Genomic DNA, 21657 nt, shown 5'->3' with positions numbered 1-21657 from the left:
GACCGGGGTGGGAGGTTGATGACGGCTTGCTACGAGCACGTGGTGCCGTCGGCGGGTACCACGCCGTCCAGCAGGTACTGGTCGACGGCCTGTTTGAGGCAGGCGTTGCCGGTGTCGTAGCCGCCGTGGCCCTGGCCGCGCAGGGTGACGGTCACCCCGACGCCCGCGCCGAGCCCCTGCGCCATGGCGCGGGCCCCCTCGTACGGGGTGGCCGGGTCGCCGGTGTTGCCGATGACCACGATCGGCGGTGCGCCGGGGGCGCTGACGTCGGGGTGGTCGGTGAGGCCGGCCACCGGCCAGCCCGCGCAGGCGGTCAGCCCCCAGGCGGCGAAGTCGCCGAAGACGGGCGAGGCCTGACGGAACGCCGGAAGCTGCTCCCGCACCTGTGCGGCGGTGTAGCGCTGCCGGTCGTCGACGCAGCTGATGGCCCGGTTGGCGGCGAACAGATTGCTGTAGCGGCCCTGGGCGTCGCGGCCCAGGTAGGCGTCGGCGAGGGCGAGCAGGGTGGTGCCGGCGCCGCCCTCCAGTGCCTCCTGGAGGCCGACGGCCAGGGCGTTCCAGCTCGCCTCGCTGTACAGCGCGGCGGCGATCCCGGTGACGGCGAGGTCCTGGGTGAGGGTGCGGCCGCCCTCGGCGGGCAGCGGGGCGGCGTCCAGGCCCTGGAGGAGGGTGGTGATCCGCTGGGTGCCCTGGGCGCCGCCCGGGCCGGTCGGGCAGGCCTCGCCCGCCTGCTCGGCGCAGGCCGTCATGAAGTTCTCCAGGGCGAGCTGGAAGCCCTCGGCCTGGCCGAGCGAGCTCTGCGCCGGGTCCTGGGTCGGGTCGACGACGGCGTCCATCACCAGGCGGCCGACGGTGTGCGGGTACAGGTGGGCGTAGACGCCGCCGAGTTCGGTGCCGTAGGAGAAGCCGAAGTAGTGCAGCCGGTCGTCGCCGAGCACCTGGCGCAGCAGGTCGAGGTCGCGGGCGGCCGAGACGGTGTCGACGTGCGCGAGGAGGGCGCCGGAGTTGTCCCGGCAGGCGTGGGCGTACGCGGCGGTGGCCTCGTCGAGCGCCCGCACCTCGGCGTCGTCGTCGGGCGAGGCGTCCACGGCGGCCGAGGCGTCGGTGGCGGCGTCGTCCAGGCAGCGCACGCCCGCGCTGTCGCCGACCCCGCGCGGATCGAAACTCACCAGGTCGTAGCGGGTGTTCAGGTCGGCGTAGTCCTCGGCGAGGGCGGGCAGGGTGGCGACGCCGGAGGCGCCCGGGCCGCCGAAGTTGAAGAGCAGCGAGCCGATCCTCGGCTGGCCGCCGGTGGCCGGCAGCCGGATCAGGGCGAGGTCGACGCCGCTGCCGTCCGGCTCGGCGTAGTCCAGGGGCGCCTTCACCGTGGCGCACTCCCAGGGGGCGCCCGGGGCCTGGCCGCCGCCCTGGGCCGCGGACGGCGCGGGGCAGGCCTGCCAGCCGGGCCGCTGGGCGGTGAGCGCGGCGGGCAGCGCCGGGAGGGCGGCGCTCGGGGTGGCGGTCGGGGGCTCGGTCGCGGTGGGGGTGGCCGGTGCGGCGGGGGTGGTCGCGGCGGTGGTCGGTTCGACCTTCGCGGAGGCCGCCACGGGGCCGCTCTGGCATGCGGTGAGGCCGCCGGCCAGCGCCGCGGCCAGGCCCAGCGCTCCGGCGCCGCGTACGACAGGGTGCATGGGGGTTCCGTTCCGAGGGCGCCAGGGTGGTTCCGCCTCGGAAGCCTAGGCCGGGGGCGGGCGGCCCGCCCGCCGGACTGGTCCGTTCCGGCGTCACCCGGGTGACCGCTGCGCGGCGGGGGTTGCCGAAGCCGGGGCGGCTCGTTGTTCCTGCCGTGAGCCCTGACTTTTCCGCCTGTGGCGCTTGTGAAGAATCGATTCTGCACACCGGGGGGCGGTCATGACGTACGAGCCTCCGCGCGTCCCCGCGCAGCGCGCCGCCGACGAGGGCTGCGCGGTCGAGCTGGACCTCCGGGTCGAGGTCCGGCCCGGCCTGACGCTCGCCGTCCCCGCCCGGCTGCGCTACCGCGCCGCCGATCCGTACGCCGTCGTCCTCGACAGCCACACCGACCTCGCCACCCCGATCAGCTGGGTCTTCGCCCGCGAGCTGCTGGCCGCCGGCCTGCACGCCCCGGCGGGCCTGGGCAGCGTCACCGTCCGCCCGGGCGGCGGCGAGCACCCCGGCGCCGTCCTCATCACCCTGACCGGCGAGGGCGGCAGCGTCGTCCTGCGCGCCCCCGCCGAGCTGGTCCGCGCCTTCCTGGCCCGCACCGAGAGCCTCGTCCCGGCCGGCCGCGAGCGGACCCGCCTCGACCTCGACGGGCTGCTGCGCAGGCTGCGCGGCGGCGGCGCCGCCTCACCCGGGCCGTGAGCACACCCGATTACTGTGGGTGTCTGTTGGGCTACCTGTGGGGCGCGGTGGTCGCGCCGCCATCCGTGAGTGCGGCGCTGCGGCCGCCCCTGCACACGCCGGGAGAAGAAGTGGCGGACAAACGGCTCAAGGCCTGGGGCAACAACCGGGCCGGTCAACTCGGCGACGGCTCCTGGGCGTCCCAGCACACCAGGGCCACCAGCGTGCTCGGGCCGGCCGGCGCCCTGCTCGGGATCGCCGCGGGCGGGACCGGCGCGGCGACGGGGCACGGGCTGGCGCTGCTGGCCGACGGCACCGTGCAGTCCTGGGGCGCCAACGGCTCGGGCCAGCTCGGCGACGGCACGGTCTCCGCCCGCGGCGTGCCCGACCTGGTCGTCAACCTCGGCGACGCCACCCAGGTCGCCGCCGGCGGCGCGCACAGCCTGGCCCTGTGCGAGGACGGCACCGTGGTCGCCTGGGGCCGGAACACCCACGGGCAACTCGGCAACGGCTCCCACGCCGACAGCTGCGTCCCGGTCCGGGTCAGGCGCCTCGACGAGGTGATCGCGATCGCCGCCGGCCTCAACCACAGCCTGGCGCTGCGCGCGGACGGCACCGTGTGGGCCTGGGGCCACAACGGCAACGGCCAGCTCGGCGACGGCACTTCGACCAGCCGCACCGTCCCGGTCCAGGTCTCCGGCCTGGACGGGGTCACCCGGATCGCGGCCGGCGCCAACCACAGCCTCGCCGTGGCCGGCGGGCGCGCCGTCCGGGCCTGGGGCTTCAACGCCGCCGGCCAGCTCGGGGACAACACCACGATCAACCGCTACACCCCGGTCCACACCCAGGGCGGCTGGTCCGGCGGGGTCACCTGGATCGCGGCGGGCTGCCACCACAGCCTGGCCGTCACCGGAAGCGACCACCGCCTCAAGGCCTGGGGGCAGAACACCTCGGGCCAGCTCGGCGACGGCACCACCACCTTCCGCACCACCCCCGTGGAGGTGCCGGGCCTGGCCGGTGTGCGGCTCGTGGCGGGCGGGCGCGAGCACACCGTCGTCCTGCTGGCCGACGGCGCGGTCCGCTCGTGCGGCGGCAACGGCTCCGGCCAGCTCGGCGACGGCGGCACGACCGGCAGCAGTACCCCGGTGCCCACCCGCACCGACCTGACCCGGGCCGACCGGATCGCCGCACCGGTCGGCGGCGACTTCAGCCTCGCCCACTGACCGGGCCCCGCCCGCCCGGGGCCGCGGCCGCCGATCCGGTCCGTCGTCGATCCGGTCCGCCGCCGATCCGGTCCGTCATCGACCCGTTGGCCGTCGACCCGGTCCGCCGGGGGTCAGCGCCCCGGTGGGGTCTCCGGGCGCAGGGCGCGGACGGCGAACAGCGTGGTGAGGTGCGGCGAGCCGAAGTACAGCGGCACGCTCCCGGTGCGGAAGTAGCCGCCGGCCGGCCAGGAGCCGTCCGGGAGCTGCGCGTCGACGAGCCGCCGGCGCAGCCCGGGCAGGTCCGCGGTGACGCCCGTGTGCTCGCCGGCCAGGACGAGCAGGGCCAGTTCGAGCGGGGTGTCGGCGAACTGGGTGGTGACGTGCTCGACCGCCCGCCGCGCCGGTGCGGCGAGCGCCGGCACCAGGGTGGCCGCCCGGGCGGCGGCGTGCAGGAAGGCCTCGGGGGAGGCGTAGTACCGGGTGCCGGTGCGAGGGCCGGCCAGGTGCTGCTGGACGTGGCGGAGCGTCGCCTCGGCCGCCGGGTGCGGCAACCGGCCTGCGGCGCCGGGCAGATGGAGGGCGAAGAGGATGTTGGCGGCGGTGACGGCGTCGTAGCGGCGGCCGCGCGAGGCCGTCCGGTCGGTGTCCTCCCAGTAGGCCGGTATCGGACCGTCGTCCGGACCGATCCGGGTGTCCAGCAGCTCCCTCGCGAATTCGGCCTGCTGGTCCGGGGCGAGCAGCCCGTGCCGGGCCAGCCCGGAGACCGCGACCGCGGTGCTGTCGGTGTCGGCGGCGAACGGCACGCCGGGCGGGAACATGCGGAACCGGTGCCGCCCCGGCTCGCGGTGGCGGACGGCCTGCTCGGCCAGCGCGGCCACCAGCTCGCGCTCCTCGGGCCGTTCGCTGCCGGGCCGTAGCAGCGCGAGCCCCCACATCGCGGAGAACCCCTCGTGGTCCGGGTCGAACCCGAGGTCCACCCCGTGGGTGACCAGCAGGCGCCGGCGGGCGTCGGCGCCGCTGAGCGGCGCGCGCAGCTCCGGGTCGACGCCGGGCCTGGCGGACGGCAGTCCGCCGGGCCCCAGCGCCCCGTGCAGGAAGCCCAGTCCGCGCCCGACGGCGGCGTCCCACGCTGTTTCCTCGGCGGACATCGCGTCCCGTCCCCTCTCGTTCCCCTGCTCCACGGGCAGGCCGCCCGGCACCGGACGGCCCGCCCCCGCCCCTACTTCTACCCCGGGCCCGCGCCCGCGCAAGCCTCACCCGGCGGGCGGCCTGCGGAACAGCGCGGTGAGCAGCACGGGCAGCCCGAACAGCCCCGGACCGGGCTCCTGCGGCACCATCGGGCGGATCTCCACCTCGGTGAAGTCGCCGAGGATCCAGCGGAGTTCGTCCGGGGTGAAGGCGAGGCCGCCGTCCAGCCGGTCCCTGGCGGGCCGTCCGCCGGCACGCCGTGAAGCCTCGGACCTCGGTGGCGCGGCGGTGCGGTGGCGCGGCACGCGATGGCCGCGGACGCTACGCGCTCACCGTCCGTCCGGCACCCCGCCGGGCCGGACGGCCTCCCCGCCGGCCGGGAGGAGGGATGACAGCGGGACCGTGGGTGTGCGACGCTTCGACGCGCGTTCGTCGAACGCACGCGCGGGGACCGGGGGTTGCATGACCGAGAACGTGTCGCCGGACGGAGCCCGGCGCCGCCGGGACGGCGGGGGAGCCGCCACCGGCAGGACGGTACCGCTGCTCCTGGCCGGCGGTGGCCTGCTGCTCGCGGCCGCGGCCCTGCGCCCGGACGGCGGCCTGCTGGGGACGCCGGGTGACCCGCCGGTCGGCGCCCTCGGCTTCGTGGGGCTGCTCGCCCTCGGCTGGGCGGGGACCGTCGGCCGGTTCGCCGCGCGCTTCCGCGAGGAGGTCCGCCCCCTGGTCGGGCCGACGCCGCGGGCCGAGCGCCTGCGCGAGGCGGTGGTCGTGCTGCTGGGCGGCGCCGCCGTGCTGGTCCCGGTGCTGATGTTCGTCCTCCACGGCCGCACCCGGTCCGAGGAGGAGACGCGCGGGCGGGAGCTGGAGCCGCTGCCGGAGATCACCCGCTCGCCCCCTCCGGAGGAGAACGAGGGGCCGGGCGACGGCACACCCCTGGTGGCCCTGCTGCTGTACGGGCTGGTCGCGGTCCTCGCGGTCCTCCTGGTGGTGTCGCTGGTGCGGCTGCTGCGGGGCCTGGGCCGCTCCCGGCGGCGGTCGCGGCCGCTGCCCGCCGTCGGCGGGGTCGCTCCCGAGGAGGACGTCCTCGCGGCCGCCGTCGCCACCGGTCTGCGGTCCCTGCACGGCGCCGACGCCCGGGCCGCCGTGATCGCCTGCTACGCCGCGATGGAGGGCTCGTTGGCGGCCTCCGGACTGGAACGGCGGATCGGTGACAGCCCGGCGGAGCTGCTGGAGCGGGCCGTGGCGGACGACCGCGTCGACCGCGCCCCCGCCCATGTGCTCACCGAACTGTTCCGGGAGGCCCGGTTCTCCTCCCACCCGATGGACGACGGCCACGTCCGCCGGGCCCGCGCCGCCCTGGACGCCATCGCCGCCCGCCTGGCCGCGGCGGGCGGCGGACAGCCCGCCGCCGGCCGTCACGCCGCGCCCCGGAGCCACCGGTGAACGCCGGGACCGCCCGCCGCACCGCCGGGGCGCCCGAGGACGGGCCGGGCCGGATCCGGCCGGGCTCGGTCCGGCACAGCCTCGGCGAACTGGCCGTCACCGCCGTGCTGGCCGAGGTGCTGCTCGGCCTGGTCGGCGGCCTGCCGGCGGCCGGCGCCGGAGCGGTCCTGATCACCGTCGCCGCGCTCCTCACCGGCCGTTACGTCGCCGGTGGCGGGAGCCTGGACGTGGGGTTGCGCCGTCGGCCGCGACTGCTGGACGCGCACGAGCCCGGCCTCGCCGACTGGCGCTGGACCGTGCGCCAGGGGCTGACCCCGGACGGCGACGCCCAGCCGCTGCGCGGCCGGCTCCAACGGCTGTTCGCCGCCCGGCTGTCGGAGGCCCACCAGGTCTCGCTGACCGCCGACCGGGACCGGGCCGCGGAGCTGCTCGGGCCGCGCCTGTGGCCCTGGATCGACCCGGCCGGCGAGCCCCCGGCGCCGGCCCTCCCCCGGGACGTCCTGCTGGCGCTCGTCGACCGGCTGGAGTCCCTGTAGCCGTCCCGGTCCGGGCCGGTCGCAGCCGCCGGATCCCGCCGGATCCCGTGGATTCCGTCGATTCCGGCGGCCCTGTCGCCCGAAACCGTCCGGTTCCGCGTCGTCCTTTCAGCGCCACCCGCCCTACCCGTCCTACCAGTCCGATCAACAGGCCGCAGCCGCCCGGCCCGACCGTCCCGTCAGGAGTGCCATGACCGCCGCCCCGCAGGCCCCCGCCGACCCGAGCGCCGAGCACGCGGCCCAGGACGGGCCCGGCGTGCTGACGCCGCAGCAGGCCGGGGACCGTGCCCGCGCGGTGCTGAAGGAGATCGAACGCGCCGTGGTCGGCAAGCCCGAAGCGCTGCGGCTGGTGATGCTGGGCATCGTCGCCGGCGGCCACGTCCTGATCGAGGACCTTCCCGGCCTCGGCAAGACGCTCCTGGCCCGCTCCTTCGCGACCACGCTCGGCCTGGACTTCCGCCGCATCCAGTTCACGCCGGACCTGCTGCCCTCCGACGTCACCGGCGCGCCGTTCTACGACCAGCACAGCGGCGAGATGGTCTTCCGGCCCGGCCCGTTGTTCACCCAGCTGCTGCTGGCCGACGAGATCAACCGCACCCCGCCGAAGACCCAGGCCGCGCTGCTGGAGGCGATGGCCGAGGGGCAGGTCTCGGTCGACGGCGCCACCCGCCGCCTCCCGCAGCCCTTCGCGGTGATCGCCACCGCCAACCCGATCGAGTACGAGGGGACCTACTCCCTCCCCGAGGCCCAGCTGGACCGGTTCCTGCTCCGGGTGCGGATGGGGTACCTGTCCACCGGCCTGGAGGCCGCGATGCTCCGGGCCCGGCTCGACCGCTCCGCGCCGGAGGCGGTGCTCGACACCGTCAGCAGCCCCGCCGAGCTGCTCGCGGTGCGGGCCGCGGTCGAGCGGGTCGAGGTCGACGACGACCTCGTCGACTACGTGATCGCGCTCGTCGACGCCACCCGCAACGATCCGCAGATCGAGGTCGGCGCCTCGCCCCGGGGCGGTCTCGCGCTGGTGCAACTGGCCCGCGCCCGGGCGGTGCTGGAGGGCCGCGACTACCTGACGCCGGAGGACGTCAAGGAGCTCGCCGTCCCGGCACTGGCCCACCGCATCACCCTCAAGCCGGAGTTGTGGGTGCGCCAGATCGATGCGGACGAGGTGGTGGCCCGGGTGGTGGCCACCGTCCCGGCGCCGCAGACGCTGCCGCGCGTCGCCGGGACGGGCGCCGGGTCGGGCGCCGGGACCGGCGGGGACGGCGCGCGGTGAGCGCAGCCGAGCCGCCGGCCGAGCCGGTCGCGGAGCCGACCGTCGAGCCGGTGGCCGCCGCCGATCCGGTGATCGCCCGCATCGTCGCCCGCAGCGCCCGGGCCTCCGCGGAAGGCCTGCCCGCCACCGCGCCCTCGCCGCACTGGCGGCCCGCCGAGCGGACCCTGCGGCTGCTCACCGTCGCCACGGTCGCCACCGCGGCCGCCCTGGTCACCGGGCACGCCTGGCTGCTCGCCCTGGGCGCCGCCCCCGCCGTCCTGCTCGCGCTGGCCGCCCCGGGCGGCAGCCGCCCCGCCGAACTGGCCACCACCCTCGGCGTGGAGCCGCGCCGCTGCTTCGAGGGCGAACGCATCACCGTCCGCATCACGGTCCGGCACGACGGGCGGACCGGCCCGCTCGATCCCGTCATCGCCCTGGGCCCCGGCGTCGCGCTGGAGGCGCTGACCGTGCGCCCCACCGGTGTCGACCTCGGCCTGCGCGCCGACAGCTGGGGCCGCTGGAGCCTGGGCACCGTGGACATCGACGTCCACGACGCCGGCTCCCTCGCCCGCCGCACCCTGCGCACCGACCTCGGCACCGCGGACGTCTTCCCGGTGCCCGCGCAGGCCCGGCTCACCCCGGTCCCGGTCCGGCTGCCCGAGCGGATCGGCGAGCACACGACCCGCCACGACGGCGCCGGGGTGGAGGTGACCGGCGTGCGCCCGCACGTCCCCGGTGAACGCCAGCGGCGCATCCACTGGCCCTCCACCACCCGCCGGGGCAGCATCCAGATCAACCAGTTCGCCGCCGAGCGGGCCTCCGACGCCGTCGTCCTGCTGGACACCCTCGACGACATCCACGACCCGGTCACCGGGCTGTCCAGCCTGGACGAGAGCCTGCGCGCGGCCGCCGGGCTGACCCGCGCCTACCTGCGCCGCCACGACCGGGTCGGCCTGGTCACGGTGGGCGGCCGGCTGCGGTGGCTCACCGCCGCCACCGGCGACCGCCAGCTCTACCGGATGGTGGAGAGCGTGCTGGAGGTGCGCCAGGACCGCGTCCACCGCGGTCCGGTGCTGCCCCGGCTGCCGCTGCCCGCCCTGCCGGGCCATGCCCTGGTCTACGCGTTCACCCCGCTCGCCGACCAACGGATCCTGGAGGTGCTCGGCCGCATCGGCGACCGCGGCAACCCGCTGGTCGTGGTGGAGATCCCGGCGGGCGAGCCCGTCGTCGAGCCGGACGACGAGACGGGCGCGGTGGCCCTGCGGCTCTGGCGCGCCGAGCGCGAGGCGATGCGTGCCGCCCTGCGCGGGCGCGGCGTGCCGGTCGCCCGCTACGTTCCCGGCGAGGCCCTGGACCTCGCCCTCGCGCCGCTGCTGCGCCGCCGGATCGCGGGGGGCTCCCGATGACGACGTGGTGGGAGAGGGTCCTGCTGTGCGTCGTCGCCGACGCCCTGCTGCTGGCGTGCGCCGGGATCGGCGCCGACGACGGCGCGGCCGCCCTGGTCGGGCCGATCGGACTGGTGGCGCTGCTCGCGGCGGCCACCTGGGCGGCCCCGCCGCCGCCCGAGCCGGAACGCCGGCCCACCACCGGGCTCGCCCGGCTGGCCACCCGCCGCACCACCGCGCTGGCGACCGGCTGCGTCCTGCTCGCCGCGATCGGCGAGCCCGGCCTCTGGCGGGGCGCCGCCGTGGCCGTGCTGCTGACCGCCTACCTCCTGCTCGTCGACGCCTTCGGCCCCGTCCGCCGCCGCCCGCACCGCACCCACGCCCTCGCCGCCCTGGCAGCCTCGGCCCTCGTCCTCCCGGTGGCGCTCGCCGACACCGGAGCGGGCGAGTGGTCCCGCCCGGTGGCCCTCCTCGGAGTGGTGGCGGCCGCCACCGGCGTCGGCCTCGCCCTGCGGCCCCACGACCGGAGGCCCTGACGCAGGACGTCGGACGGCTCTGCGCCCCGCCGGACGCTTCCGGCGGGGCACAGAGGGGATGTGCTCAGGCCTGGGTGGGGAGTTGGCCGGTGCGGACGGCAGTGCGGAAGGAGCGCCAGGCGGTGGTGGTGAACGTGAGAAGCACCTGAACCGTGATGTTCGGGCGTTCCTCGGCCATCGCCGCGATGTGGTTCAGCTGTTCGGACATGATGCTCTCGTCGCCGACCGGCCGTCGCAGGGCGGCCTCGCCGATGACCGCCCATGGCTGGGGTGGGTCGTGGCGATCGAGAACGGCCTGCCGTTGCATGCGGAGGGCCGGCCTCAACTCCAGCTCCGCGGTGGACTCGCCGGCGTCCACCCAAGCCTTCCGGATGGACGGCCGCCGTGCCCGCAGGGCCTCGCGCTGGCCGGCGGCGGCGACGGCCGGGGGGAGGTCGTCGGAGCGGAAGAGGTCGATGCGGTGCGTCACTCCGTGAAGTCGCCCCCCGCCGGCTCCGGGCCGGTGGCGGGGTCGCGGGTCAGCAGGTAGCGGGCGCCCGGGCCGGCGGCGCCGGCGCGGTCGGCGGCGTTGTAGAGCGCGCAGCGGGTGAGGGAGAGGCAGCCGCAGCCGATGCAGCCGGTGAGCTTGGCCTTCAGCCGCTCCAACTCCGCGATCTGCTCGTCGATCCGGCTCTGCCAGGACTGGGCGACGCCGTCCCACTCGGCGCCGCTGGGGGCGCGGTGCTCGGGGAGGCGGTCCAGGGCGACCTTCGCCTCGTCCAGCGACAGGCCGACCCGCTGGGCGGCCCGCACGAAGGCGATCCGGCGCAGGGTGCCGCGGATGTAGCGGCGCTGGTTGCCGGTGGTGCGGGTGGCGTGGATCAGTCCCAGCTTCTCGTAGTACCGCAGGGCGGAGGCCGCGAGGCCGCTGCGGTCGGCGAGTTGGCCGATGGTGAGGAGGTCGTGCCGGCTGGGGCCGTGGGCGCTCATGGGGCCACTGTAGCGCTTGACTTGAAGTCGACTTCAAGTAGCAGCATCGAGGGCATGAAGACGACGACCCCCGCCCCCCTCGGCTTCGCCGAGCTGTCGGGCCTGATGGCTCTGATGACCGGCGACGAGAAGCACGGTCCGGCCGCCACCTCCACCCTGGACGCGCTGTGGGTGCTCTACGACCGCGTCCTGCGGGTGACCCCGGAGACCGCCGACGCGCAGGACCGGGACCGCTTCCTGCTGTCCAAGGGCCACGGCCCGATGGCGTACTACGCCGTCCTCGCCGCCAAGGGCTTCATCGACCCGGTGGTGCTGCCGAGCTTCGGCGCCTACGACTCGCCGCTGGGCCACCACCCCGACCGGCTGCTGATCCCCGGCGTGGAGATCAGCTCGGGCTCGCTCGGCCACGGCCTGCCGATCGCCGTCGGCACGGCGCTCGGCCTGCGGGCCCAGGGGCTCACCGACCCGGCGGTCTGGGTGCTGATCGGGGACGCCGAGTTCGACGAGGGCTCCAACCACGAGGCGGTGGCCTTCGCCGGAGCCGCCGGGCTGGACCGGCTGCACACCCTGGTGATCGACAACTCCTCCGCCACCCACGGCTGGCGGGGCGGCATCGCCGCACGCTTCGCCGCCGAGGGCTGGTCGGCGGAGACGGTGGACGGGCGCGACCACGAGGCGCTGTACGCCGCCTACACCGCCGAGCACCCGGGCCGGCCGCGGGTCGTGGTGGCCCGCGTCGAGCCGAAGGACTCCTGAGCCCAAGAACTCCTGAGCCGAAGAACAGCCGTAGAACTCCTGAGCCGGAAAGGGCCGAGCACCTCATGGAAACCATGCGCGAGCGCTTCATCGAGACCACCTCCCAGCTGCTGGACGAGGACCAGCGCCTCGCCGTCGTCCTGGCCGACATCAGCGCCGCGAGTTTCCACGCCGCCGCCGAGCGGCACCCGGACCGGCTGATCAACGTCGGCATCCGCGAGCAGCTGCTCATCGGCGCCGCCGCCGGCCTGGCCTTCACCGGGCTGCGCCCGATCGCCCACACCTTCGCCAGCTTCCTCGTCGAGCGTCCCTTCGAGCAGGTGAAGCTGGACCTCGGCCACCAGGGCGTCGGCGCCGTGCTGGTGAGCGCGGCCGGCTCGTACGACTGGCCCGCCGGCGGTCGCACCCACATGGCGCCGGGTGACGTCGCACTGCTGGACACGCTGCCCGACTGGACGGTGCACGTGCCCGGTCACCCGGACGAGGCGGAGCAGCTGCTGCGCCACGCGGCGGCCGACGGCGACCGCAAGGTGTACGTCCGCCTCTCCGACCACGCCAACGAGCACGCCACCCGGATCGAGCCGGGCCGGTTCACCGTGGTCCGGCGCGGCAGCCGCGGCACCGTGCTCGCGGTCGGCCCGATGCTGGACGCCGTGCTCGCCGCCACCGGGAACCTGGACGTCACCGTGCTGTACGCGGCGACCGTCCGGCCGTTCGACGGCGCCGCGCTGCGGGCCGCCACCGAGGGGAACGCGGACGTGGTGCTGGTCGAGCCGTACCTGGCCGGGACCTCCGCCAACGAGGCGCACGAGGCGCTCGCCGACCGCCCGCACCGGCTGCTGTCCCTCGGGGTGCCGCGCGGCGAGCACCGGCAGTACGGCTCGGTCCCGGAGCACCTGGCCGCCTACGGCCTGGACGCGCCCGGCCTGCGGGACCGGATCGGCACGTTCCTCCAGTGACGGAACGTCAGTCCTTCAGCAGGGCGACGGAGTCGGGGTGCAGGGTGAACCGCCCTCCGGCGGACTCGGTCCGCCCGAAGGCCGCGACCGGCTCTCCCGCCCGGGGCAGCGTGACGGCCGCCGCGCCGAGGTTGACGGCCACCCGGTAGGGGCCCCGGTGGACCACCAGCCACCCGGCGGCCTCGTCGGTGTCCACCCGCACCGCCGCCAGATCGGGATCCGACAGCTCCGGGCAGGCCCGGCGCAGCCGGATCAACTCCCGGTACCACTCCAGCAGTCCGGCGTGCGGAGCGCGCCTCGGCTCGGTCCAGTCGAGGACGGAGCGCAGCACGGTGGCCGGCTCCTGCGGGTCCGGCACCGCGTCCGCCGCCCAGCCGTGCTCGGCGAACTCCCGCCGCCGGCCCCGGCGGACGGCCTCGGCGAGGTGGGGGTCGGTGTGGTCGGTGAAGTACTGCCAGGGCGTGGCCGCGCCCCACTCCTCGCCCATGAACAGCATGGGCGTGAACGGCGAGGTGAGCACCAGCGCGGCGCCGCAGGCCAGCCGGCCGGGGGAGAGGCTGGTGGAGATCCGGTCGCCCAGGGCCCGGTTGCCGATCTGGTCGTGGGTCTGCAGATAGCCGAGCAGCCGCTCCCCGTGCGCGGGCGGGAACGGGCGGCCGTGGTGGCGCCCGCGGAACGAGGACCAGCTGCCGTCGTGGAAGTAGCCCCGGGTCAGGGCCTTGGCGACGGCGGCGAGCGGGGCGGCGGCGAAGTCCCCGTAGTAGCCCTGGGATTCGCCGGTGAGGGCGCAGTGCAGGGCGTGGTGGAAGTCGTCGCTCCACTGGGCGGTGAGGCCCTGTCCGCCGGCCTCGCGCGGGGTGGTGGTGCGCGGGTCGTTGAGGTCGGACTCGGCGATCAGGAACAGCGGGCGGTTGGTCGTCACCGCCAAGCGGTCGACCTCCCGGGAGAGTTCCTCCAGGAAGTGCACGGCCCGGTCGTCGGCGAGGGCGTGCACGGCGTCCAGCCGCAGGCCGTCGATCCGGTAGTCGCGCAGCCAGGCCAGCGCGCTGCCGATCAGGTAGCCGCGCACCTCGTCGGACCCCGGTGCGTCCAGGTTGACCGCCGAGCCCCACGGGGTGTGATGGCGGTCGGTGAAGTACGGGCCGAACATCGGCAGGTAGTTGCCGGCCGGGCCGAGGTGGTTGTGCACCACGTCGAGGACGACGCCGAGGCCCCTGCGGTGCGCGGCGTCGACGAAGCGCTTCAGGCCCTCCGGTCCGCCGTAGGGCTCGTGCACGGCCCACAGCGAGACGCCGTCGTACCCCCAGCCGTGCTTGCCGGGGAACGGGCAGAGCGGCATCAGCTCCACGAAGTCGATGCCCAACTCGACCAGGTGGTCCAGGCGTTCGGCCGCCGCGTCGAAGGTGCCGGCGGCGGTGAAGGTGCCGATGTGCAGTTCGTACAGGACGGCGCCGGCGAGCGGGCGGCCGCGCCACCCGGTCTGCGACCAGGTGAACGCGGCGTGGTCGACGGCGCGGCTGGGGCCGTCGGGGCCGTGCGGCTGGCGGGGTGAGCGGGGGTCGGGCAGCGGGCGGCCGCCGTCCAGCACGAACGCGTAGTCCCCGTCGGGCGCCTCGCCGTGCCACCACCCGGCGCGGGTGTCGTCCCTGGCCAGCGGGTGGTGGGCGCCGTCGACGGCCACCTCGACCCGCTCGGCGGCGTACGGTGCCCAGACCTCGTGCCTCATGCGGCGCCCCTCCTGGTCAGCAGGGCCACCGGAAGGTCCGCCAGCAGGTCCTTCAACCGGACGGGTCCGGAGGCGAACCGGCGCGACGTCAGCGCGTCCGTCCATTCGTCCCCGGCGGGCAGGTGCAGCTCGGTGCCGCGCCAGCCGCCGGCGCGGGCGAGCCCGTACGGCAGGCGGGTGACGGCGGTGACGACGTCCGGGCCGCGCCCGAAGGCGAGCAGGTGCCCGGCGGCCGGGCCGACGGCGGTGAGCGGCCGGTGGGTGCCCAGCGGGTGGGCGCGGCGCAGGTGCAGGGCGGTCGTGGTGAGGTGCAGCTTCTCGCGCGCCAGGTCGCCGGGGCGGGCGGTGGCGGAGTCGGTGAGCCGCACGGCCAGCGCCCCGAGGTCGACGGCGTGCCGGTTGTCCGGGTCGACCAGGGTGTACAGCGGCTCCTCGCTGCCCTGGTAGAGGTCGGGCACCCCGGGCACGGTGAGGTGCAGCAGGGCGGCGGCCAGCGTGTTGGACCGGGCGTACGGGGCGAGCGCGGCCACGTACCCCTCGATCCGGGGGAGCAGCCCGGGATGGCCGAAGACGGCGTGCACGCGGTCGGCGAGGGCGCGTTCGAAGCGGACGTTCTGGGTCGTCCACGAGGTGTGGAGCTTAGCCTCCCGGGCGGCCTTGAGCACGGCGGCGACCAGCCGTTCGGGGGTGACGGGCCAGGCGGCGACCAGGGTCTGCCAGAGCAGCCAGTCACTGTCGGGGTCGAAGCGGGAGCCGGCCCCGGCCCCGGGACCGGCCGCGGTGGACCAGGCGGCGGCCTCGGCGGCCCAGGCCTCGGGCTGCTCGGCCAGGACGGCGAGCCGGGCGCGGGCGTCGGCGCTGCGCTTGGTGTCGTGGGTGGAGAGCGCCGTCATGGTGTGCGGCCAGTGCCGTTCGACGTAGTGGCACCAGGCGTGGAAGTCCTCCGGACGCACCCCGGGCCGGGCGGGTTCGCCGCCGACCTCGTTGAGGCTCAGCAGCGCGTTCCACCGGTAGAAGGCGGTGTCCTCGACGCCCTTGGCGGCGACGGCGGCGGCGGTCTGGGCGAAGCGGACGGCGAACTCGTCCTGCTCGGGGCCGCGCCCGAGGGCGCCCTCGGCGAGGGCGGCGACGAAGCGGTCGGTGGCGTCGGTGGGGCCGCCGTCGGAGGCGAGGGCCTCGTGCAACTGGGCGGCGGAGGCCTCCGGCAGCGGCTCCCCGGGCCGCGTGTAGGGCCGGTAGGCGGGGTAGCCGGTGAGCAGCCGGCGCAGCGCGGCGCGCAGCCGCCACGGCGGGTGGTCGGCGTGCGCGGGGTCGGTGGCGCCGAGCCGGACGGCGAGGCGCACCAGCCGCTCCACCTCGGCGGCCAGCTCGCCCTCTGGCCCGGTCATGTCGGCCCGCCCGCGCCGGGCGGCGGCCAGCGCCGGGTGCGGGTCGGCGCAGGGTTCGCCGCCCGGGGGAGCGCCGGTGAGGAACGCCTCGTACGCCCCGGCGAGCCGGCAGGCGCCCGCGTGGTCGGTGAGCACGCCGTCGATCCGGCGCAGCGCGTCGTACCCGGTGGTGCCGGCGCACGGCCAGTCGGCGGGCAGCCGCTCGTCGCCGGTGAGGATCTTCTCGACGACCGTGTACGTGCCGCCGGTGGCCTCGGCGAGCCGTTCCAGGTAGCCGCGCGGGTCGGCGAGCCCGTCCGGGTGGTCGATCCGGAAGCCGTCCAGCACGCCCTCGCGGTGCAGCCGCAGCAGCACGCCGTGGGTGGCCTCGAACACCTCCGGGTCCTCGACCCGGACGGCGATCAGCTCGTTGACGGTGAAGAAGCGCCGGTAGTTCAGCTCGGTGCGGGCCAGCCGCCACCACGCCAGGCGGTACCACTGGCGGGCGAGCAGCTCGGGCAGCGGCAGGTGCTCGGTGCCGGGGCGCAGCGGCAGCACGTGGTCGTGGTAGCGGAGCGTGTCGCCGTCCACGGCGAGCTGGTCGAGGACGGCGCCGAGCCGGTCGCCGAGCAGCGGCAGCAGCATCCGGCCGTGCCCGGGGGCGTCCGGCGGACCGGGCAGGGCCTGCCAGTCGATGTCGAACCAGCGGGCGTACGGCGAGTCGGGGCCGTCCCGCAGGACCTGCCAGAGCGGCCGGTTGAGGTGCTCGGGGACGGGCACGGCCATGTGGTTGGGCACCACGTCGGCGAGCAGCCGCAGGCCGTGCCGGTGCGCCTCCTCGGCCAGTGCGCGCAGGGCCGGCTCGCCGCCGAGCTGCTCGGCGACCCGGCCGTGGTCGACGGTGTCGTAGCCGTGGGCGGAGCCGGGCACGGGCTCCAGCAGCGGGGAGAGGTGCAGGTGGGAGACGCCGAGGGCGGCCAGGTAGGGGACGGCGGCGGTGGCGTCGCGCAGGGTGAAGCCGGGCTGGAGCTGGAGGCGGTACGAGGCGGTCGGGACGGCGGCGGGGGCGACGCTCTGGGCGGTGGCCGGTCGGCGGGCGGGGTCGAACGACGGGACGGAGGCGGCCGGGCGGGGCTGCGCGGGCTCGGCGGCGTTGGTCATGCCTCCATGCCTACCCGGCGGGGCGCGGGGGCAAGACCCGTTGCTGATCCGAACAGGTGAGCGGTGGGCGTCGGGGGTGCTCAGCGGCCCCGGCGCCGTCGCTTGCGCACCCCGTAGTAGTACCGGAGGTCGGCGTTCCAGTGCTCGTGGAACGTGAGCCTCAGGACCAGCCCGTGCCCGCTCCGCGCGGCGCGCACCTTCTCCACCGCGTCCGGGTCGTCGCGCTGCCAGGAGTACAGCACCGCGCCGGGCAGCGGTCCCGGGTCGGGCAGCGGGCTGTGCGGGAGGTCCCAGTCGAGCGTCATCCCGGCCACGGCGATCCTGGGCGAGGGGCGCCGCGTCCCGTCCGCGCGCAGTCCGCCGTCCCGGTGGAAGGCCAGCGCCTCGGCGATCGAGCCGGGGCGCTCCGGCAGCCGGGGGTCGTCCCACAGGCCGCTGCCCCAGTCGGCCACCTCGGCGGCCCGGATCCGGCGCAGCAGCTCGGGCACGTCCAGGGCGGTGGCGAAGTACGCGGCGCCGGTGATCTGGCCGACCATGTGCCACTGCCGGACGCCCGAGGCGTAGGAGTGGTCCGTCCGGAAGCAGCGGTCGCTGAGCCGGGTGAGGAGGTGGGTCACGCCCGGCACGCCGCCGAGGCGTGCGACCAGGGCGTCGATCCGGGCGAGTTCGCGGGCCCGGGCCGCCTGCGCCTCGGGCGAGACGGCCCGGGCCCGCAGGGCGCGGTCGGACGGTACGGGGAAGCGGCGGCGGACGGCGTCGAAGGCCGAGTGGGGCAGCAGCAGGAGGTACCAGATCGGGTTGACGTCCTCGGCCGACATGCGTGCTCCCCCTCGCGATCCTTCCGGGTGACCACCGTCACCCGGAAGGCGGAGGGGACGCAAGGGCCGCCGGAGAACCGGGACACCGCCGTGGCTCAGGCGGGACGCTGCAGCACCATCAGCGAGCGGTCGGTGAGCCAGAGGGTGTCCCCGGCCTTGACCCGGGCCCCGGAGCCGGGCGGCGGCAGCTGCGGGCGGGCGGTGTCCACCACCACCTGCCACTCCTGTCCGTGCCCGGCCGGGACGGTGAACTCCAACTGCTCGAAGTGCGCGTTGAACATCAGCAGGAAGGAGTCGTCGACGATCCGCCCGCCGCGCCGGTCCGGCTCCGAGATGGCGTAGCCGTTCAGGAACACGGTGAGCGACTTCGCGTAGCTGGCGCCCCAGTTGCGCTTGGTCATCTCCTCCCCGGCGGGGGTGAACCAGGCGATGTCGGTGAGGTCCTCGTACTCGCCGCCGCCTCCGCCCTCCCCGGCGGGCCGGCCCGGGACCGGGCGGCCGTGGAAGAAGCGCCGGCGCCGGAACACCGGGTGGTCGCGGCGCAGCCAGACCATCCGCTGGGTGAACTCCAGCAGCCGGGTCCGCGCCCCGTCGTCCTGCGGCCAGTGCACCCAGGTGAGTTCGTTGTCCTGGCAGTAGGCGTTGTTGTTGCCCTGCTGGGTGCGGCCGAACTCGTCGCCGTGGGAGAGCATCGGCACGCCCTGGGAAAGCATCAGGGTGGCGAGGAAGTTGCGCTGCTGGCGCGCCCGCAGCTCCTCGACGGCCGGGTCGTCGGTGGGGCCCTCGGTGCCGCAGTTCCAGGAGCGGTTGAAGGACTCGCCGTCCCGGTTGCCCTCGCCGTTGGCCTCGTTGTGCTTCTCGTTGTAGGAGACCAGGTCGCGCAGGGTGAAGCCGTCGTGGCAGGTGACGAAGTTGATCGAGGCGATCGGGCGGCGGCCGTCGTCCTGGTAGAGGTCGGAGGAGCCGGTGAGCCGGGAGCCGAACTCGGCGAGGGTGGCGTTCTCCCCGCGCCACAGGTCGCGCACGGTGTCCCGGTACATGCCGTTCCACTCCGTCCACAGCGGCGGGAAGTTGCCGACCTGGTAGCCGCCCTCGCCGAGGTCCCAGGGCTCGGCGATCAGCTTGGCCTGGGAGACCACCGGGTCCTGCTGGACGAGGTCGAAGAACGAGGAGAGCCGGTCCACCTCGTGGAACTGCCGGGCGAGGGTGGCGGCGAGGTCGAAGCGGAAGCCGTCCACGTGCATCTCGGTGACCCAGTAGCGCAGCGAGTCCATGATCAGCTGGAGCACGTGCGGGCTGCGCATCAGCAGGCTGTTGCCGGTGCCGGTGGTGTCCTCGTAGAACCGCTGGTCGCGGGCGAGGCGGTAGTAGGACACGTTGTCCAGGCCGCGCAGCGAGAGGGTGGGGCCGAGGTGGTTGCCCTCGGCGGTGTGGTTGTAGACGACGTCGAGGATGACCTCGATGCCGGCCGCGTGCAGGGCCTTCACCATCGACTTGAACTCCTGCACCTGCTGGCCGCGGTCGCCGGTGGAGGAGTACGAGGAGTGCGGGGCGAAGAAGCCGATGGTGTTGTAGCCCCAGTAGTTGGCCAGGCCGAGGTCGCGCAGCCGGTGGTCGCGGACGAACTGGTGCACCGGCATCAGCTCGATCGCGGTGACCCCGAGCTTGGCGAGGTGCTCGATCACGGCGGGGTGGGCGACGCCCGCGTAGGTGCCGCGGATCTCCTCGGGAATCCCCGGGTGCAGCTTGGTCAGGCCCTTCACATGGGCCTCGTAGAGCACGGTGCGGTGGTAGTCGGTGCGCGGCGGGCGGTCGGTGCCCCAGTCGAAGTACGGGTTGATCACCACCGAGTGCATGGTGTGCGGGGCGGAGTCGAGGTCGTTGCGGCGCTCGGGGGCGCCGAAGTGGTAGCCGTAGACGGACTCGTCCCAGTCGATGTGGCCGCTCATCGCCTTGGCGTACGGGTCCAGCAGCAGTTTGGCGCTGTTGTGCCGCTGGCCGAGGCCCGGGTTGTACGGGCCGTGGACGCGGAAGCCGTAGCGCTGGCCGGGCTGGACGCCGGGGAGGTAGGCGTGCCGGACGAAGGCGTCGGTCTCGCGCAGTTCGACGGCCGTCTCCGAGCCGTCCTCGTCGAGCAGGCAGAGCTCGATCCGGTCGGCGCTCTCCGAGAAGACCGCGAAGTTGGTGCCGGCCCCGTCGTAGGTGGCGCCGAGCGGGTAGGGGGTCCCTGGCCAGACCTGCATGGTTCCTCGACTTCCTCACGCACAAGGAGGGCTGACGGACGGTCCGATGGTCGGGGCCGGACCGCGGGGCGGACCGGCCGGGGGTCGTGACGTACGGCACACGGTCGTGGCACAGTCCGCATACTCCCCGACGCCTTCCCCGACGGCGGGGCCATTCGCGCCGTGTTCGCCCGAACGGGTGTCCCCACGGCGTCCCGGGGGTGTCACGCCGGCGTCGTGGGGCCCGCGGGACGCGTGGGGCGGACGGGACGGCCGCGGTGGACCGCCGGGGGCCGGCCGCTGCCGTGCTCCAACCGGCTGCGGGCGGTTCGCGGCGGGCAGTACCCTTGATCGTCCGGCCGTCCGGGGCTCGTGGCGGTCCATCAGACGGACCGGCGGCGAACCGCCGGTGCGCCGGGCGGCGCACCGCGCCGCCGGCCGGCCGGACGGCAGGCAGACAGCTCCGAGCGGCCCCGGGCGGCTCCCAGCAGGAACCAGGTGAGGTGGCGCATGGTGTTCCCCGCCGGCGGCCGTGGCGGTGGGCCCGGCGGCCCCGACCGGGGCAGCGCCCGCAGCGAGGCGCCGACGGTGGTCATGCGGCCCGCCCTGACCGGCGGACGCTCGCTCGTCCCGGCCCAGGGCGGTCCGGTCGAGGTCCCCGCGCTCGCCTGGTCCGGCGCCGAGTGGGAGGACGCCTACCAGCGCGTGCGGCTCTCCGGGCGCGCCTACGTCTGGCTCAACCTGGTCGAGCAGCGGCTGCGCTCGCTCGTCGACGAGGTGCTCCACCCGATCTACGCGCCCGCCCACGGCGAGGACTGGGTCACCGCCGCGGCCGGCCCGGCCGGCGAGGAGTGGGCCCACCGGGCCGGCGCCGTGCGCGAGGTCAGCCGGCGCAAGGGCTACCTCCTCGATCCGGCCGACGACGACCCGCTGGTCTTCCTCACCCTGCCGCAGCTGCGCGAACTGATGGTGCAGCACTGGCCGTGCTTCGAGCCCTACCTGGCCGACCGCCGGGAGATCGAGCTGGCCCTCGACGAGCTGGAGGTCGCCCGGCACGTCGTCTCCCGCAACCGCGTCCTCACCCCGACCGTGCTCGCCCAGACCGAACGGGCCGCCGCCCGGCTGCTCGCCCTGCTCGACGGCGGCGCCGGCGCCGTGCCCGCGGACGTCGTCGAGTCGCTGGTGGCCGGCCGGTACGCGGACGTCGTCGCCGTCCACCCCGACCGGGTCCGGCTCCAGCGCGACCTGCCGGTCGAGGACCTCCTCGACGGCGCCCGGCGGCTGGACGCGCTCGGCATCGGCCTCGGCATGCTCTGCCAGAACTACACCGGCAAGCGGCTGGTGCGGCTCGCCACCGACGGCTGCCGGGTCCGGCTGCTCTTCCTCAACCCGGCCAGCAGCGCCGTCCGCCGCCGCGAGCGCGAGCTCGGCCTCGGGCGCGGCGAGCTCGGCCGCTCCATCCAGATGAACATCCTGCACGTGCGCCGGGTCCGCGCCGCGCTGCGCGACCAGGGCGGCTTCGAAATCCGGGTGTTCGACGAGACCCCGCGCTTCACCGCCTACCTGGTCGAGGGCGTGCCGTCCGCCGCCCCGGGCGGCGGAGGCCGCCGCCAGACCCGCGACCTCGGCGTCGTCCAGCCCTACCTGCGCCGGGCCCGCGGCATGGAGTCGCCCGCCCTCGTGCTGCGCGGCGGCGCCGGCCAGCAGCCGGGCGGCACGGACGCCGGGCTGCTGGAGGTCTACCGCGAGGAGTTCGAGGGCGTCTGGGCGGACTCCCGGCCGGTCTCCTGACCGCCG

19 protein-coding genes are annotated in these 21657 nt (G+C 75.9%); 10 read left to right on the top strand and 9 right to left on the bottom strand.

The window, feature by feature from the left end; all coding sequences use genetic code 11:
• Positions 1–29: 29 nt before the first annotated feature.
• Positions 30–1670, bottom strand: coding sequence for an alpha/beta hydrolase (locus ACF1AK_RS00675; RefSeq protein ID WP_391496607.1), 1641 nt, complete (start codon positions 1668–1670; stop codon positions 30–32).
• A gap of 220 nt (positions 1671–1890) precedes the next feature.
• Between ACF1AK_RS00675 and ACF1AK_RS00670 the strand changes: the two genes are divergently transcribed.
• Positions 1891–2361 carry an SsgA family sporulation/cell division regulator gene (locus tag ACF1AK_RS00670; RefSeq protein WP_391496606.1) on the top strand — a complete coding sequence of 157 codons (471 nt, stop codon included), beginning with the start codon at positions 1891–1893 and terminating at the stop codon, positions 2359–2361.
• A 110-nt stretch (positions 2362–2471) separates the two neighbouring features.
• Positions 2472–3563, top strand: coding sequence for an RCC1 domain-containing protein (locus ACF1AK_RS00665; protein ID WP_391496605.1), 1092 nt, complete (start codon positions 2472–2474; stop codon positions 3561–3563).
• A gap of 113 nt (positions 3564–3676) precedes the next feature.
• Here the strand turns inward: ACF1AK_RS00665 and ACF1AK_RS00660 are convergent, their stop codons facing one another.
• Both ACF1AK_RS00660 and ACF1AK_RS00655 read right to left on the bottom strand, forming a co-directional pair.
• Positions 3677–4693: a hypothetical protein gene (locus ACF1AK_RS00660; protein WP_391496604.1), complete on the bottom strand. Its 1017-nt coding sequence runs from the start codon at positions 4691–4693 to the stop codon at positions 3677–3679.
• Between the two features lie 105 nt (positions 4694–4798).
• Positions 4799–5038, bottom strand: a complete 240-nt coding sequence (locus ACF1AK_RS00655; RefSeq protein WP_391496603.1) for a hypothetical protein — start codon at positions 5036–5038, stop codon at positions 4799–4801.
• Positions 5039–5195: 157 nt separating this feature from the next.
• Between ACF1AK_RS00655 and ACF1AK_RS00650 the strand changes: the two genes are divergently transcribed.
• The 5 genes from ACF1AK_RS00650 (at position 5196) to ACF1AK_RS00630 (ending at position 9882) form a co-directional block, all read left to right on the top strand.
• A complete protein-coding gene (locus tag ACF1AK_RS00650; RefSeq protein WP_391496602.1) occupies positions 5196–6176 on the top strand; it encodes a DUF4129 domain-containing protein in 981 nt (326 codons plus the stop codon).
• Complete coding sequence (locus ACF1AK_RS00645; protein WP_391496601.1) at positions 6173–6712, top strand: hypothetical protein; 540 nt, start codon at positions 6173–6175, stop codon at positions 6710–6712. The genes ACF1AK_RS00650 and ACF1AK_RS00645 overlap by 4 nt, the downstream gene beginning before the upstream one ends.
• A gap of 190 nt (positions 6713–6902) precedes the next feature.
• Positions 6903–7982: an AAA family ATPase gene (locus tag ACF1AK_RS00640; RefSeq protein ID WP_391496600.1), complete on the top strand. Its 1080-nt coding sequence runs from the start codon at positions 6903–6905 to the stop codon at positions 7980–7982.
• The gene (locus ACF1AK_RS00635; RefSeq protein WP_391496599.1) at positions 7979–9367 is read left to right on the top strand and encodes a DUF58 domain-containing protein; all 1389 of its coding nucleotides are present in this window, start codon (positions 7979–7981) and stop codon (positions 9365–9367) included. The genes ACF1AK_RS00640 and ACF1AK_RS00635 overlap by 4 nt, the downstream gene beginning before the upstream one ends.
• Positions 9364–9882 (top strand): hypothetical protein, encoded by a 519-nt coding sequence (locus ACF1AK_RS00630; protein ID WP_391496598.1) that lies wholly within the window; start codon positions 9364–9366, stop codon positions 9880–9882. The genes ACF1AK_RS00635 and ACF1AK_RS00630 overlap by 4 nt, the downstream gene beginning before the upstream one ends.
• Positions 9883–9946: 64 nt before the next feature.
• Here ACF1AK_RS00630 and ACF1AK_RS00625 read toward each other — a convergent pair whose 3' ends face one another.
• A complete protein-coding gene (locus tag ACF1AK_RS00625; RefSeq protein WP_391496597.1) occupies positions 9947–10351 on the bottom strand; it encodes a Scr1 family TA system antitoxin-like transcriptional regulator in 405 nt (134 codons plus the stop codon).
• The gene (gene soxR / locus ACF1AK_RS00620) at positions 10348–10851 is read right to left on the bottom strand and encodes a redox-sensitive transcriptional activator SoxR (protein ID WP_391496596.1); all 504 of its coding nucleotides are present in this window, start codon (positions 10849–10851) and stop codon (positions 10348–10350) included. Before soxR ends, ACF1AK_RS00625 begins: the two co-directional genes overlap by 4 nt.
• A 54-nt stretch (positions 10852–10905) precedes the next feature.
• Between soxR and ACF1AK_RS00615 the strand changes: the two genes are divergently transcribed.
• The gene (locus tag ACF1AK_RS00615) at positions 10906–11607 is read left to right on the top strand and encodes a transketolase (RefSeq protein WP_391496595.1); all 702 of its coding nucleotides are present in this window, start codon (positions 10906–10908) and stop codon (positions 11605–11607) included.
• A 65-nt stretch (positions 11608–11672) separates the two neighbouring features.
• Positions 11673–12566, top strand: coding sequence for a transketolase family protein (locus ACF1AK_RS00610; RefSeq protein ID WP_391496594.1), 894 nt, complete (start codon positions 11673–11675; stop codon positions 12564–12566).
• Between the two features lie 7 nt (positions 12567–12573).
• On the opposite strand, the gene treZ is transcribed toward ACF1AK_RS00610, so the two are convergent.
• The 4 genes from treZ to glgX form a co-directional block, all read right to left on the bottom strand.
• Positions 12574–14292, bottom strand: coding sequence for a malto-oligosyltrehalose trehalohydrolase (gene treZ, locus ACF1AK_RS00605; protein ID WP_391496593.1), 1719 nt, complete (start codon positions 14290–14292; stop codon positions 12574–12576).
• The gene (gene treY / locus ACF1AK_RS00600; protein WP_391496592.1) at positions 14289–16820 is read right to left on the bottom strand and encodes a malto-oligosyltrehalose synthase; all 2532 of its coding nucleotides are present in this window, start codon (positions 16818–16820) and stop codon (positions 14289–14291) included. The genes treZ and treY overlap by 4 nt, the downstream gene beginning before the upstream one ends.
• Positions 16821–16900: 80 nt before the next feature.
• Entirely contained in the window at positions 16901–17638 is a 738-nt protein-coding gene (locus tag ACF1AK_RS00595) for a hypothetical protein (RefSeq protein WP_391496591.1), read from the bottom strand.
• 95 nt (positions 17639–17733) lie between these two features.
• A complete protein-coding gene (gene glgX / locus ACF1AK_RS00590; protein WP_391496590.1) occupies positions 17734–19881 on the bottom strand; it encodes a glycogen debranching protein GlgX in 2148 nt (715 codons plus the stop codon).
• Positions 19882–20370: 489 nt separating this feature from the next.
• On the opposite strand from glgX, the gene ACF1AK_RS00585 reads away from it, so the two are divergent.
• The gene (locus tag ACF1AK_RS00585; protein WP_391496589.1) at positions 20371–21651 is read left to right on the top strand and encodes an SAV2148 family HEPN domain-containing protein; all 1281 of its coding nucleotides are present in this window, start codon (positions 20371–20373) and stop codon (positions 21649–21651) included.
• Positions 21652–21657: the final 6 nt, after the last annotated feature.

This window comes from Kitasatospora sp. NPDC015120 (assembly GCF_043080305.1).
Lineage (GTDB): Bacteria > Actinomycetota > Actinomycetes > Streptomycetales > Streptomycetaceae > Kitasatospora.
This window is presented reverse-complemented; position numbering and strand designations above follow the sequence as displayed.

Coding starts and splice junctions, on each gene's coding strand:
- ACF1AK_RS00675 (WP_391496607.1), bottom strand. CDS start 1,670: ATGCACCCTGTCGTACGCGGCGCCGGAGCGCTGGGCCTGGCCGCGGCG.
- ACF1AK_RS00585 (WP_391496589.1), top strand. CDS start 20,371: ATGGTGTTCCCCGCCGGCGGCCGTGGCGGTGGGCCCGGCGGCCCCGAC.
- ACF1AK_RS00630 (WP_391496598.1), top strand. CDS start 9,364: ATGACGACGTGGTGGGAGAGGGTCCTGCTGTGCGTCGTCGCCGACGCC.
- ACF1AK_RS00660 (WP_391496604.1), bottom strand. CDS start 4,693: ATGTCCGCCGAGGAAACAGCGTGGGACGCCGCCGTCGGGCGCGGACTG.
- treY (WP_391496592.1), bottom strand. CDS start 16,820: ATGACCAACGCCGCCGAGCCCGCGCAGCCCCGCCCGGCCGCCTCCGTC.
- ACF1AK_RS00650 (WP_391496602.1), top strand. CDS start 5,196: ATGACCGAGAACGTGTCGCCGGACGGAGCCCGGCGCCGCCGGGACGGC.
- ACF1AK_RS00610 (WP_391496594.1), top strand. CDS start 11,673: ATGGAAACCATGCGCGAGCGCTTCATCGAGACCACCTCCCAGCTGCTG.
- soxR (WP_391496596.1), bottom strand. CDS start 10,851: ATGAGCGCCCACGGCCCCAGCCGGCACGACCTCCTCACCATCGGCCAA.
- treZ (WP_391496593.1), bottom strand. CDS start 14,292: ATGAGGCACGAGGTCTGGGCACCGTACGCCGCCGAGCGGGTCGAGGTG.
- ACF1AK_RS00615 (WP_391496595.1), top strand. CDS start 10,906: ATGAAGACGACGACCCCCGCCCCCCTCGGCTTCGCCGAGCTGTCGGGC.
- glgX (WP_391496590.1), bottom strand. CDS start 19,881: ATGCAGGTCTGGCCAGGGACCCCCTACCCGCTCGGCGCCACCTACGAC.
- ACF1AK_RS00670 (WP_391496606.1), top strand. CDS start 1,891: ATGACGTACGAGCCTCCGCGCGTCCCCGCGCAGCGCGCCGCCGACGAG.
- ACF1AK_RS00595 (WP_391496591.1), bottom strand. CDS start 17,638: ATGTCGGCCGAGGACGTCAACCCGATCTGGTACCTCCTGCTGCTGCCC.
- ACF1AK_RS00640 (WP_391496600.1), top strand. CDS start 6,903: ATGACCGCCGCCCCGCAGGCCCCCGCCGACCCGAGCGCCGAGCACGCG.